This is a genomic window from Pseudomonas saxonica (genome assembly GCF_007858365.1).
Lineage (GTDB): Bacteria > Pseudomonadota > Gammaproteobacteria > Pseudomonadales > Pseudomonadaceae > Aquipseudomonas > Aquipseudomonas saxonica.
The window spans coordinates 98,091-110,759 of the sequence record NZ_VFIO01000009.1 but is presented as its reverse complement, the minus strand read 5'-3'; the positions used below and the strand labels follow the sequence as shown (position 1 = coordinate 110,759).

Below are 12,669 nucleotides of genomic sequence, written 5' to 3'. Positions count from 1 at the left end.
TTTCGCGAACCAGAAATTCGCGCTACAGACTTATTTTGTTTGCTTGCGCACGTACAAAACAAGATTGTGATCCACCAGCTCAACACCGTGTTTTGCAGCGATGGCGTGCTGCAGTTTTTCGATGTCTTCGTCGAAAAATTCGATCACTTCACCGCTGTCCACATTGACCATGTGATCATGGTGGCCACCGTCGGCATCGGCCAATTCGAAGACTGCATGACCACCATCAAAATTGTGGCGGATCACCAGCCCTGCGGACTCAAACTGAGTCAGTACACGGTAAACCGTGGCCAGCCCCACATCCTCACCCGCGGTCATAAGTGCCTTGTAAACATCCTCGGCGCTCATGTGACGCTGCTCGGCAGAGTCAAGCATTTGCAGGATTTTGACTCGTGGCAGAGTCACCTTCAGTCCGGCTTTACGGAGTTCGCTATTTTCAACCATGGTTAGCTTTCTCGCGGAAGCCGCTTCGCAGCTTCTATTAATACGGGTATGATCGGCGTTTACGTTGTCCCAGCCAAGATAGTGGAAGTCGCCCACCGATGCAAAACACCAAGCTCTTGCTAACCAGTTTCACCTTTGTGGGACTGCTCGCACTCGCCGGTTGTTCATTCCCCGGGGTTTACAAAATCGACATCCAACAGGGCAATGTCGTCACGCAGGACATGATAAACCAGTTACGCCCGGGAATGACCCGTCGGCAAGTGCGGTTTATTATGGGCAACGCCCTGCTGACCGATACATTCCACCCTGACCGCTGGGACTATTTGTATAGCCTGCAGCCCGGCGGCGGCCAGCGCCAACAAGAACGCATCAGTGTGTTCTTCAACGAAAATGACCAGCTCGTTAGCTTGTCTGGCGACTTCAAGCCAGGCGTAAGCCGCGATGAAGCCATTCTCGGCAAGGACGGCGCCACTAACGTGGTTGAGCCGGCAGCGCCTGACGCTCCAGCTGAAGAGAAGAGCGACGTACCCGCCAAGCCGGGTTCACTGCTCGATCAAATCCAGAAGGACGTCGACGGCGTCGAAACGGTCCCCGTTCCGACTCCAGAGCCTCTGGATACCGACGACCAATAATCGTCCGGTACAAAAAAGCCCGGCATGCCGGGCTTTTTGTTGTCTGCGATAACGCTGTTACACCTGACTCTGACGCTTGGCCTCGGCCGCTTTAGCAGCGCGCTGACGACGTATCTCTTTAGGGTCTGCCAACAGCGGCCGGTAAATCTCGATGCGCTCCCCCGCCTGCAACACTCGGTATTGCGGGTCTGCCACCTGCTTGCCAAAGATCCCCACAGGGCAGCTTGTCAGATCAAGCTCAGGGAACTCCTTTCCAATGCCCGAAGCCAGCAGCGCAGCGCGCACGCTTGTGCCCTGCGCAACCGAAAATGCCAGCAAGCGCTGCCGATCAATCGCCGCATACACCACTTCGACGTCAATCAACGACTCAACCATAAAGCTGCTTGGCGCGCTGGCAAAAAGCATCCACTAACGTATTGGCTGCCTGATTGAACAAAGGCCCCAAGGTCGCCTTGACCAGCGGCCCGGCGTAATCGAAGGTCATGTCCAGGCTGATCTTGCAGGCCTTCTCACCCAAAGGTTTGAACACCCAAAGACCATGCAATTGTTTGAAAGGCCCCTCTTCCAGGTTCATTTCAATCGACTGCCCCGGCACCAGGGTGTTGCGCGTCACAAAGTGCTGGCTCAGCCCAGCCTTGGCCACGCCCAGACTGGCACGCATCAGCACATCGGACTTTTCGATCAGCTCGACGGAGGAACACCACGGCAGAAAGTCCGGGTAATGCTCAACATCGTTAACCAGGTCATAAAGCGCTTGCGCCGGATAAGGCAGCAAAGCAGAGCGTTGGATATGGGTAGTCATGTCAGCGTTATTTCCACAGCTGGGCGGCAAACACAATCAGAATGCCGAGTGGCGCCACATAGCGCATCAAAAAAAGTGTCAAGGCGAACAGCACCGGGCTACGCATCGACAACTCGTCGCGTACCGCACCACGCCCCATGATCCAGCCTGCAAAGACCACAAAGCACAGTCCGCCCAAAGGCAACATGATACGCGAGGTGAAGAAATCAACGACACCAAAGAAGTCGAGACCGCTCGCAGCGCCCCACTGATACAGGTGAAAACCTGAGTCTTCACTCACAAAGAACTTGGCTTGCTTCCAGATATTGAAGGAAAACACGGTGCCCAGCCCCACAAACCAGCAACTGAACGCCAACCAGAACGTCACCCACAGGCGTCGGATCTTGGTTCGCTCAACCAGATAAGCCACCATCGGCTCCAGCAATGAAATCGCCGAGCTCCAGGCCGCTACGGCCACCAACACAAAGAACACCACGCCCATCAGCTGCCCGAACGCCACATTGCCAAAGGCAAACGGCAAGGTCACAAACATCAGACCCGGCCCTTCACTGGGGTTCAATCCCGAAGCAAATACTATTGGAAACAATGCCAACCCGGCGAGCAATGAGACAAACGTATCGATCAACGCCACTCCGACCACAGTCCCGGAGATTGAGGCGTTCTTGGGCATATACGCACCATAGATCATGATCGATCCAACGCCCACGCTCAGAGAAAAGAACGCATGCCCCATCGCTGCCAGTAAGCCATCGAGCACCCGATCAGGGTTGAAGTCGAACATGAAATGCACGCCTTCCATAAAATGCCCCGTGGTCATGCTGTAACCCAGCAACACCAGCAGCAGCACAAACAGAATAGGCATCATGATCCGCAGACTGCGCTCAAGCCCCGCCACCACCCCTTTGGCAATCACATAGGCCGAGAGCAGCATAAAAGCCGTGTGCCAGAACGTCAGACGCCACGGGTCAGCGATCACACCCCCGAAGTAAGCACCGACCTGATCTGCCGTAGCGCCCTGAAAATCGCCCTTGCCCATATTGATGATGTAATCGAGCGACCAGCCGCCAACCACGCTATAGAAAGACAAAATCAGCAATGCCGTGATCATCCCGGCAAATGCGCCCCACGACCAACGCGCCGAGTGCCCGGCTTCGACCGCCAGCACTTTCAAGGCATTCGCTGGGCTTAGCCGCGCCCGCCGACCCATCAGGGTTTCGGCCAGCATGACCGGCACACCAATCAGCGCGATGCAGGCCAAAAACACCAACACGAAAGCGCCGCCACCATAGACGCCAACCATGTAAGGGAATTTCCAGATACTGCCCAAACCCACGGCGGAACCGGTCGCAGCGAGAATAAAGACCCAACGGCTTGCCCAACTGCCGTGGACAGAAACCTTGTCTGTCGACATCGTTACTACGCCCAACCACTAAAAAAAGAGGGCGCATTGTCCGGGAATCACCCTACCGGCTCAAGCGCGCTGTCCCGCACACGTAAACTCGTTGCATGACCGTAGCCGACACGCTCGCAACTGCCTATAATGCCGGCCCTATGGCTAAACAGAAGAAACACCCCACAGGGACCATCGCGCAGAATAAAAAAGCGCGACACGATTACTTCATCGAACATCGGTTCGAGGCTGGTCTGGTCCTGGCCGGCTGGGAAGTAAAAAGTCTGCGTGCAGGCAAGGCACAGCTGGTCGACAGCTACGTGCTACTCAAGGACGGCGAAGCATGGTTGCTCGGCAGCCATATTGCCCCCCTGACGACCGCCAGCACCCACGTTATCGCCGACCCTACGCGCAGTCGCAAACTGCTGCTTAACAAGCGCGAGCTTGAGAAGCTGTTTGCAGCGGTGCAACAAAAGGGTTACGCCTGCGTTTGCCTTTCTATTTACTGGAGCAAGCACTTGATCAAGTGCGAAATTGCCCTGGGTAAAGGCAAGAAGGAATACGACAAGCGCCATACCGAGCGCGAACGTGATTCCGATCGCGAGCTACAACGCGCGGTGCGCAACAAGGGCAAGGAAGACTAGTTTCCGAGCGCCCCTCGCACCTCGTAGCAGCTGACGAGCCTGCGAGGCTGCGTTCGGTCGCGAAGCGATCGTAAATGCTAGAAACGCGACCTGTCAGTGAGGTCGCATTAAACGGCAATACGACGACTTCGCCGCCGAACGCAGCCTGCGGCAGCGGCTACAAAAGAACTCACAACCCATTACGCCGCTCCGCCCGCGCCATGCGTTGCACCTCCTGACGCACCTCTTCCAATACTTCCTGCACATACATTAAATGTCGACTCGCCACTTCGCGCGCGTCTTCTGCACGCCCTTCGATAATGGCCAGATACAACTCGCGATGCTGACTGATCAGCATGTCGCGCGTTTCGCTGCGTTGTTTGTACATGCCGCCGATATTGGTCACCACGTTGCGCTTGAGCAAATCAAATAGCCCGCGAATCGTGTGCAGCAATACGGCGTTATGACTGGCCTCGGCAATGGCCAAGTGAAAGCTGGCATCTGCCTCGCCCTCCTCGGCCCGGCTCACCTCATCTACCCGTGCATAACAATCCTGCAAGCGCTCGAACGCCAGGCGCAAACGCTCGCGATCCATCTCCGTGGCGCGCAACGCTGCGTAATACGCGCAGGACGCCTCCAGCGTATGACGGAATTCAAGCAGATCACGTTGCGCTTCAGGGTTGCTTTCGAGCAGTTGCAGCAACGGGTCACTGAACGTCGAACCCAGCGAAGTCGCTACATAATTGCCCCCGCCCTGGCGACTGACCAGCAGGCCTTTGGCCGCCAGCTTTTGAATGGCCTCACGCAATGACGGCCGTGACACACCGAATTGTTCCGCCAACGCACGCTCTGCTGGCAAACGCTCGCCAGACTTCAACGTGCCCTCAAGGATCATTCCCTCAAGCTGCTCGACAATATCGTCCGACAAGCGGCGCTGACGGACTTGATCAAACCCCATAACTGCTCTCCATCAACCCGACCATGCGCCGAGGGGGCGCTATTCTCGCCTATTGCCGCGTCGTATACACGCATCAGAAACACCGCCCAACACCGCATCAGATGCTCCAACAACGAACAACCAGACGAAAGATTTAGCAGCGGCAAATTGACACACACCACACGAGGCTTCTAACCTAGCGAACAGTGATTGTAAATTGGTATTACCAATTATCCAATAGCACTAATGGCATCGACCAATAACAATTAGGGGCCACCCCATATGCAAACCTGGCAACAGCTCTATAGTCCGCTCGGCAGTCTTGGCTGGTCCGCACTCGCGGCCGTCATTCCGATTGTGTTCTTCTTCCTGGCTCTGGCCGTGTTCCGTCTGAAAGGACATGTGGCCGGCAGCATTACCCTTGCCCTGTCGATTTTGGTGGCCATCTTTGCCTTCCAGATGCCTGTCGACATGGCCATCGCGGCAGCGGGCTATGGATTTGCCTACGGCCTCTGGCCCATTGCATGGATCATTGTGGCCGCGGTGTTCCTCTACAAATTGACCGTGAAAAGTGGCCAGTTTGAAATTATTCGCAGCTCGGTACTGTCGATCACTGACGACCAACGCCTGCAAGTGCTGCTGATTGGCTTCTGCTTCGGTGCATTCCTTGAAGGTGCAGCCGGTTTCGGCGCGCCTGTGGCCATCACTGCCGCACTGCTCGTGGGTCTGGGTTTCAACCCGTTGTACGCCGCGGGCCTTTGCCTGATCGCCAACACCGCCCCGGTTGCCTTTGGTGCCCTGGGCATCCCGATCATCGTGGCAGGCCAAGTGACCGGCATCGACGCATTCAAAATCGGTGCAATGGCCGGGCGCCAACTGCCGCTGTTGTCATTGTTCGTGCCGTTCTGGCTGGTCTTCATGATGGACGGCCTGCGCGGCGTGCGTGAAACCTGGCCCGCAGCGCTGGTGGCGGGCTTGAGCTTTGCCGTCACTCAATACTTCACCTCGAACTACATTGGGCCTGAACTGCCAGACATCACCTCGGCCCTCGCCAGCCTGATCTGCCTGACCCTGTTCCTGAAAGTCTGGCAGCCAAAACGCACCGCAGGCGCCCAGATTGCTGGCGTCAGCTCTGACGTTATCGTGACCGCCAGCGCAGGAGGCTTCGGCAAACCGAGCAACCTGATGGCATCGCCTTACAGCCTGATGCAGATCCTCAAAGCCTGGTCACCGTTCCTGATCTTGACCGTACTGGTCACCATCTGGACCCTAAAACCGTTCAAGGCGCTGTTCTCACCCGGTGGCTCGATGTACGGCTGGGTATTCAACTTTGCCATCCCGCACCTGGACCAACTGGTGATCAAGACTGCGCCGATCGTCAACGCACCCACCGCCATTGCGGCCGTGTTCAAGCTTGATCCGATTTCGGCCACCGGCACCGCGATTTTCTTTTCGGCGCTGATCTCGATGATGATCCTGAAAATCGACTTCAAAACCGGTCTGACCACTTTGAAAGAGACTTTCTACGAACTGCGCTGGCCGATCCTGTCCATCGGCATGGTGCTGGCCTTTGCTTTCGTCACCAACTACTCCGGCATGTCCTCGACCATGGCACTGGTGTTGGCGGGTACTGGCGCGGCGTTCCCGTTCTTCTCGCCGTTCCTCGGCTGGCTGGGCGTATTTCTGACCGGCTCGGACACTTCATCCAACGCCCTGTTCAGTTCGTTGCAAGCCACCACCGCGCACCAGATCGGCGTTAGCGACACCCTGATGGTGGCCGCCAACACCAGCGGCGGCGTGACCGGCAAGATGATTTCTCCGCAATCCATCGCCGTGGCCTGTGCGGCCACTGGCCTGGTGGGCAAAGAATCCGACCTGTTCCGCTTCACCCTCAAACACAGCCTGTTCTTCGCCACCATCGTCGGCCTGATCACCTTGGCCCAAGCCTATTGGTTTACCGGCATGCTGGTGCACTGATAAGGACTATGGTTACTGCACGTTAAGGGTGCCGGGGCTCTCCCCGGCACCTGTAATTCACGACCCGGTCCACCTAAGTGGACATATAACCGGGACCACCCGGAGACGCCTGATGAGCGAGCTTTTTTACAACGCCGTGCCGAATGCGACCCGCGTCGCCCCGCCCTTGCCTGTGCCACGCCAATACCCCGCGCATAAACCGCGCAAGGTTTACCTGTTCGGCACCTGTGTCGTAGACCTGTTCTTTCCCGAGGCCGGGATGGACGCGATTCACCTGATTGAACGTGAAGGCATTGAAGTCGATTACCCCCAAGGCCAAAGCTGCTGCGGCCAACCGGCCTACACCTCGGGTTACACCGATCAGGCTCGGGAAGTCGCCCGCTCGCAACTGGCCCTGTTTGCCGAAGACTACCCGGTAGTTGTACCGTCCGGTTCTTGCGCCGGTATGTTGCGTGAGCATTACGAAGACCTGTTCAAGGACGAGCCCGAGACCTTGAAAAAGGTCCACGCACTGGCCGAACGCACCTTTGAACTCACCGAATTCCTGCTATTTGTGTGCAAAGTGCAATTTAAAGACCACGGTGCTCCGGTCAAGGTCGCCCTGCACACCTCCTGCTCTGCACGTCGCGAAATGAACACCCACCTGCACGGCCGCGAAATGCTCGCGCAACTGAGCAATGTCGAGCGGATCGACCACAGCCACGAGAGTGAATGCTGCGGTTTTGGTGGCACATTCAGCGTGCGCATGCCGGACATTTCCGGCGCGATGGTCGCTGACAAGACCCGCTCCCTGATTGAAACCGGCGCGCATCAAGTGCTGACCGCTGACTGCGGTTGCCTGATGAACATCAACGGCTCGCTGGAAAAACAGAAACAAGCCCTGCGCGGCCAACATCTGGCCAGTTTCCTGTGGCAGCGCACCGGAGGTGAACAATGAGCACCAGCACACTGATTCCTACCGTTGCAGTGGAAGAAGACTTCCGCGAGCGCGCCCATGAAGCGCTAGCCGACACGCAACTGCGAAACAACTTTCGCAGCGCTATGGATTCTCTGATGACCAAGCGCGCAGTGGCCTTCAGCGACGCCCATGAGCGCGAACATTTACGCGCACTGGGCAACGCCATCCGCGCCCGAGCCCTGTCCAAACTGCCTGACCTGCTGGAGCGACTGGAAGCCAACCTGACCCGCAATGGTGTGCAGGTGCACTGGGCAGAAACCGTTGAAGAAGCCAATGAAATAGTTATGTCCATCGCTCGCCGCCGCGCCGCCAAACAGGTGATCAAAGGCAAGTCGATGGTCAGCGAAGAGATGGAGATGAACCACGTGCTCGGCGCCCAAGGCATTGAATGCCTGGAATCCGACATGGGCGAGTACATCGTTCAGCTCGACAACGAGAAACCGTCACACATCATCATGCCCGCCATTCACAAGAATGCCGGGCAAGTGGCCAACCTGTTTCACGAAAAACTCGGCGTGGAATACACCAAAGACGTCGACCAACTGATCCAGATTGGCCGTCGCGTACTGCGTCAAAAATTCTTCGAAGCAGACATCGGCGTGTCCGGAGTCAACTTCGCCGTCGCTGAAACCGGCACGCTGCTACTGGTCGAAAACGAAGGCAATGGCCGCATGTCGACCACCGTGCCGCCTGTGCATATCGCCGTGACCGGGATCGAAAAAGTCGTCGAAAATCTGCGTGACGTCGTACCGCTGGTTTCGCTGCTGACCCGCTCGGCCCTCGGCCAGCCGATCACCACCTACGTCAACATGATCTCCGGCCCGCGTAAGCCCGGCGAGCTGGACGGCCCTGAAGAAGTACATTTGGTTCTGCTCGATAACGGCCGTAGCCAAGCGTTTGCCGACAGCGAATTGCGCCAGACCCTCAACTGCATTCGTTGCGGCGCCTGCATGAACCACTGCCCGGTGTACACCCGCATCGGCGGCCATGCCTACGGTGAGGTCTACCCCGGTCCGATTGGCGCCATCATCACGCCGCATATGGTGGGCCTGAACAAAGTGCCGGATCACCCAAGCGCCTCATCCCTGTGCGGCGCGTGCGGCGAAGTGTGCCCGGTAAAAATCCCGATCCCGGCACTGCTGCGCCGTCTGCGCGAAGAAAACGTCAAAGCGCCCGACACCGTACCTCGCATCATGCGCGGCCAAGGCAGCAAGTACTCACGCAAAGAGCGCCTGATCTGGAACATGTGGGCCAAGCTCAACAGCTCACCCGCGCTTTATCGCACATTCCTCAAAGCCGCCACTCGCCTGCGCGCACTCACGCCGAGCAAGGTGGGCCCGTGGACACAAAACCACAGCGCACCCAAGCCCGCTGCCCGTTCGCTGCACGACATGGCCCGTGAACATTTGGCGAAAAAATCGGGAGACTCGCGATGAGCGCTAAACAAAACATCCTCAACAAACTGCGCAAAAGCCTGACAGGCACCACGCCCGTGCCTGACAACTTTGATGAAGTGCTGGTGACCGAGCCGTGGACCTACACCGCCGAGCAGCGCATCCCGCAACTGCGCAAGTTGATGGAAGCGGTGCACACGGAAATTCACCTCAGCACCGAACAGGACTGGCCCGCGCTGCTGGCGCAATTGGTCACTGACCGCCAACTGCCCAGCCTGCTGATAGCGCCAACGACACCGCACGGGCAAAAAGTCACGGCTCATTGGGCGCAAAACCCTGCTTTACCCTTACTCAAAGCCTACGACCGGCCGGTTGAGGAGTGGAAACCCGAACTGTTCAACGACACCCCTGCCAGCCTGACCACCACCCTGGGCGCCATTGCCGCCACGGGCAGCCTGATCATGTGGCCGACGCCTGAAGAGCCGCGATTGATGAGCCTGGTTCCGCCGGTGCATTTCGCTTTGCTCAAGGCCAGTGAGATCCGTGACAACTTCTATCAAGTGCAACGAGAAATGAATTGGACTGCAGGCATGCCGACCAATGCGCTGCTGGTGTCCGGCCCGTCGAAAACCGCTGACATCGAGCAAGTATTGGCCTACGGCGCTCACGGCCCGAAAGACTTGGTGGTCCTGATTCTGGAGGATGCATGAGCCTGCCCAGCGCCTTTGTGCGTGACGCCGAACGGCTGATCCCGCAAGACCGTCGCTTCACCGATGCACTTTCTACGCTGGCCTTCGGCACCGACGCCAGTTTTTACCGGCTGATTCCCAAGCTGGTGATCCGCGTTGAGTCAGAAGACGAAGTGGTCGAGTTGCTTCGTCTGGCCCGTCGCGATCAAGTGGCTGTCACTTTTCGCGCCGCCGGCACCAGCCTTTCTGGCCAGGCCATCAGTGATTCCGTACTGATCGTGCTGGGCGACAACTGGAACGGCAAAGAAATACGTGGCCAAGGCACGCAAATCCGCCTGCAACCGGGCGTTATTGGCGCTCAGGCCAATGCATGGCTGGCGCCCTTCGGCCGCAAGATCGGCCCTGACCCGGCCTCGATCAACGCCTGTAAAATCGGTGGCATCGTCGCCAATAACGCCAGCGGCATGTGCTGCGGCACGGCACAAAACACCTACCACACCCTGGCCGGCATGCGCGTGGTATTGGCCGACGGCACCCGTGTCGACACAGAAGACGCTGCCAACGTCGCGGCCTTTCGCCAAAGCCACGCGGCTTTGCTCGATCAGTTGGCGACGCTGGGCCGCGAGACCCGCGCCAATCCTGAGTTGGCTGCAAAAATTCGCCACAAATACCGTCTGAAAAACACCACCGGCCTGTCGCTCAACGCCCTTGTGGACTTTGACGAGCCGCTGGATATTCTCAGCCATTTGCTGGTGGGCTCTGAAGGTACGTTAGGCTTTATCAGCTCGGTGACTTACGACACCGTGATCGATCACCCGAACAAAGCCTCGGCGCTGATTGTCTTTCCCGACGTCGAAACCTGCTGCAACGCCGTCACCGTGCTCAAAAGCCAACCCGTTTCTGCCGTCGAGCTGCTGGACCGCCGCAGCCTGCGATCGGTGCAAGACAAACCCGGCATGCCGGCTTTCGTACAGCAATTGTCGGCGAATGCCTGCGCTTTGCTGATCGAATCCCGCGCTGCCACGCAGACCTTATTGCACGAACAACTGGCACACATCATGGCCTCGCTGGCCAGCTTCCCGGTTGAGAAGCAAGTCGACTTCACCGAAGACCCGAAAGAAAACGCCAAACTGTGGGCCATCCGCAAAGACACCTTTCCGGCCGTCGGCGCGGTGCGCAAGACCGGTACGACCGTCATCATCGAAGACGTCACCTTCCCGGTGGAACAACTGGCCATCGGCGTCAATCGCCTGATCGAGCTGTTCGAAAAGCACCACTACGATGAAGCGATCCTGTTCGGCCATGCCCTGGAAGGCAACTTGCACTTTGTCTTCACCCAAGGCTTTAACAACCCCGAAGAAGTGGCCCGTTACCAGGCGTTCATGGACGATGTGGCGCAACTGGTGGCTGTCGAATTTGGCGGTTCACTCAAGGCCGAACACGGCACTGGGCGCAACATGGCCCCCTTTGTCGAGCTGGAATGGGGCAGCGACGCCTACCAATTAATGTGGGCACTCAAACGCCTGCTCGACCCCCAAGGCATTCTCAACCCCGACGTGGTGCTCAGCGAAGACCCGCACATCCACCTCAAACACCTCAAACCGATGCCTGCCGCGGACGAGATTGTGGATAAGTGCATTGAATGCGGGTTTTGCGAGCCGGTGTGCCCGTCCAAAGGGCTGACCCTCAGCCCACGCCAACGCATTGTCATCTGGCGCGATATTCAGGCCAAACAGCGCGCCGGGGTTGATACCCGCGAGCTTGAAGAAGCCTACGCCTACCAAGGCATTGATACCTGTGCTGCCACCGGGCTTTGCGCCCAACGCTGCCCCGTGGGCATCAATACCGGCGAGCTGGTGAAAAAGCTGCGGGCCCGCACCGCCACACACCTCAAAACGGCCGACTGGCTGGGTAATCACTTTGCCACAACGCTGCAAGGCGCCCGCTTCACGCTTCATGTGGCCAACGGTGCCCGCATGCTGCTGGGTGCACCGCGTCTGGCAAAAATTTCGTCAGCATTGACCAAGGCCAGTAAAGGCCGGGTGCCACTGTGGACCAACGCCATGCCTCAACCTGAGCGGGCGGTTCGCTTTACCCCGCCCATTGAAGATGCGCGCCCACGGGTGGTTTATCTGGCGGCCTGCGTATCACGGGTGATGGGCCCGGCGGCTGGCGACAAAGAACAAATGTCGCTGCTGGACAAAACCCGTGGCTTGCTTGAAAAAGCCGGCTACCAAGTGATCTTCCCCGACAACATGGACAGCTTGTGCTGTGGCCAGCCGTTTGCCTCCAAAGGGTATAACGAACAGGCCGAACACAAACGCCAGGAACTGATCGGCGCACTGCTGCACGCCAGCCGTGGCGGGCTTGATCCTATCTACTGCGACACCAGCCCCTGCACCTTGCGTTTAGTGCAAGACCTGGGCGAATCGCGCCTCGATTTGTACGACCCGGTTCGCTTCATCCGCACCCACCTTGTGGATAAGTTGAGGTTCACCCCTCAAACCGCGCCCATTGCCGTGCACGTCACGTGCAGTACGCAGCATCTGGGCGAAAGTCAGGCGTTGATCGACATTGCACGGCTGTGCAGCACACAAGTGGTCATACCCGAAGAGATTCATTGCTGCGGCTTTGCCGGGGACAAAGGGTTCACCACACCGGAGCTGAATGCACACTCACTGCGCACCTTGAAAGACGCGGTGCAGCATTGCAGCGAAGGCATCTCCACCAGCCGTACCTGCGAGATCGGCCTGACCCAACACGGTGGCATTGATTACCACGGGCTGGTCTATCTGGTGGATCGGGTGACCAGCTAAGGGGCTA

The 12,669-nt window shown here is 58.0% G+C and carries 12 protein-coding genes; 7 read left to right on the top strand and 5 right to left on the bottom strand.

Going from position 1 to position 12,669, the window contains the following annotated elements; genetic code table 11:
* Positions 1-30: 30 nt before the first annotated feature.
* Positions 31-444, bottom strand: coding sequence for a ferric iron uptake transcriptional regulator (fur, locus tag FJD38_RS19505; protein ID WP_122783720.1), 414 nt, complete (start codon positions 442-444; stop codon positions 31-33).
* Between the two features lie 98 nt (positions 445-542).
* Between fur and FJD38_RS19500 the strand changes: the two genes are divergently transcribed.
* On the top strand, positions 543-1,076 hold the full coding sequence (locus FJD38_RS19500; protein WP_146387002.1) for an outer membrane protein assembly factor BamE: 534 nt from the start codon (positions 543-545) through the stop codon (positions 1,074-1,076).
* A gap of 57 nt (positions 1,077-1,133) precedes the next feature.
* On the opposite strand, the gene FJD38_RS19495 is transcribed toward FJD38_RS19500, so the two are convergent.
* From FJD38_RS19495 to FJD38_RS19485, 3 genes are read right to left on the bottom strand one after another with little or no spacing between them, the layout of a single operon-like run.
* Positions 1,134-1,451, bottom strand: a complete 318-nt coding sequence (locus FJD38_RS19495) for an RnfH family protein (protein ID WP_146387000.1) — start codon at positions 1,449-1,451, stop codon at positions 1,134-1,136.
* Positions 1,444-1,878, bottom strand: a complete 435-nt coding sequence (locus FJD38_RS19490) for a type II toxin-antitoxin system RatA family toxin (protein WP_122783722.1) — start codon at positions 1,876-1,878, stop codon at positions 1,444-1,446. Before FJD38_RS19490 ends, FJD38_RS19495 begins: the two co-directional genes overlap by 8 nt.
* A gap of 7 nt (positions 1,879-1,885) precedes the next feature.
* Positions 1,886-3,289: a sodium-dependent transporter gene (locus tag FJD38_RS19485; protein WP_146386998.1), complete on the bottom strand. Its 1,404-nt coding sequence runs from the start codon at positions 3,287-3,289 to the stop codon at positions 1,886-1,888.
* Between the two features lie 140 nt (positions 3,290-3,429).
* On the opposite strand from FJD38_RS19485, the gene smpB reads away from it, so the two are divergent.
* A complete protein-coding gene (gene smpB / locus FJD38_RS19480; protein ID WP_048365986.1) occupies positions 3,430-3,912 on the top strand; it encodes an SsrA-binding protein SmpB in 483 nt (160 codons plus the stop codon).
* A gap of 169 nt (positions 3,913-4,081) precedes the next feature.
* Here the strand turns inward: smpB and FJD38_RS19475 are convergent, their stop codons facing one another.
* On the bottom strand, positions 4,082-4,849 hold the full coding sequence (locus FJD38_RS19475; protein WP_122783724.1) for a GntR family transcriptional regulator: 768 nt from the start codon (positions 4,847-4,849) through the stop codon (positions 4,082-4,084).
* Between the two features lie 261 nt (positions 4,850-5,110).
* Between FJD38_RS19475 and FJD38_RS19470 the strand changes: the two genes are divergently transcribed.
* From FJD38_RS19470 to FJD38_RS19450, 5 genes are all read left to right on the top strand, one after another.
* The gene (locus FJD38_RS19470) at positions 5,111-6,805 is read left to right on the top strand and encodes a lactate permease LctP family transporter (RefSeq protein ID WP_146386995.1); all 1,695 of its coding nucleotides are present in this window, start codon (positions 5,111-5,113) and stop codon (positions 6,803-6,805) included.
* Between the two features lie 112 nt (positions 6,806-6,917).
* A complete protein-coding gene (locus tag FJD38_RS19465) occupies positions 6,918-7,742 on the top strand; it encodes a (Fe-S)-binding protein (RefSeq protein ID WP_146386993.1) in 825 nt (274 codons plus the stop codon).
* Positions 7,739-9,199 carry a LutB/LldF family L-lactate oxidation iron-sulfur protein gene (locus FJD38_RS19460; protein WP_146386991.1) on the top strand — a complete coding sequence of 487 codons (1,461 nt, stop codon included), beginning with the start codon at positions 7,739-7,741 and terminating at the stop codon, positions 9,197-9,199. Before FJD38_RS19465 ends, FJD38_RS19460 begins: the two co-directional genes overlap by 4 nt.
* A complete protein-coding gene (locus FJD38_RS19455; RefSeq protein WP_146386989.1) occupies positions 9,196-9,867 on the top strand; it encodes a LutC/YkgG family protein in 672 nt (223 codons plus the stop codon). Before FJD38_RS19460 ends, FJD38_RS19455 begins: the two co-directional genes overlap by 4 nt.
* Complete coding sequence (locus FJD38_RS19450) at positions 9,864-12,662, top strand: FAD-binding and (Fe-S)-binding domain-containing protein (protein WP_146386987.1); 2,799 nt, start codon at positions 9,864-9,866, stop codon at positions 12,660-12,662. The genes FJD38_RS19455 and FJD38_RS19450 overlap by 4 nt, the downstream gene beginning before the upstream one ends.
* The last annotated feature ends 7 nt before the right edge of the window (positions 12,663-12,669 follow it).

Bases quoted from the DNA above. Each gene is read 5' to 3' on its own strand.
- smpB (WP_048365986.1), top strand. From the start codon at position 3,430: ATGGCTAAACAGAAGAAACACCCCACAGGGACCATCGCGCAGAATAAA.
- FJD38_RS19475 (WP_122783724.1), bottom strand. From the start codon at position 4,849: ATGGGGTTTGATCAAGTCCGTCAGCGCCGCTTGTCGGACGATATTGTC.
- fur (WP_122783720.1), bottom strand. From the start codon at position 444: ATGGTTGAAAATAGCGAACTCCGTAAAGCCGGACTGAAGGTGACTCTG.
- FJD38_RS19500 (WP_146387002.1), top strand. From the start codon at position 543: ATGCAAAACACCAAGCTCTTGCTAACCAGTTTCACCTTTGTGGGACTG.
- FJD38_RS19470 (WP_146386995.1), top strand. From the start codon at position 5,111: ATGCAAACCTGGCAACAGCTCTATAGTCCGCTCGGCAGTCTTGGCTGG.
- FJD38_RS19495 (WP_146387000.1), bottom strand. From the start codon at position 1,451: ATGGTTGAGTCGTTGATTGACGTCGAAGTGGTGTATGCGGCGATTGAT.
- FJD38_RS19455 (WP_146386989.1), top strand. From the start codon at position 9,196: ATGAGCGCTAAACAAAACATCCTCAACAAACTGCGCAAAAGCCTGACA.
- FJD38_RS19450 (WP_146386987.1), top strand. From the start codon at position 9,864: ATGAGCCTGCCCAGCGCCTTTGTGCGTGACGCCGAACGGCTGATCCCG.
- FJD38_RS19490 (WP_122783722.1), bottom strand. From the start codon at position 1,878: ATGACTACCCATATCCAACGCTCTGCTTTGCTGCCTTATCCGGCGCAA.
- FJD38_RS19465 (WP_146386993.1), top strand. From the start codon at position 6,918: ATGAGCGAGCTTTTTTACAACGCCGTGCCGAATGCGACCCGCGTCGCC.
- FJD38_RS19485 (WP_146386998.1), bottom strand. From the start codon at position 3,289: ATGTCGACAGACAAGGTTTCTGTCCACGGCAGTTGGGCAAGCCGTTGG.
- FJD38_RS19460 (WP_146386991.1), top strand. From the start codon at position 7,739: ATGAGCACCAGCACACTGATTCCTACCGTTGCAGTGGAAGAAGACTTC.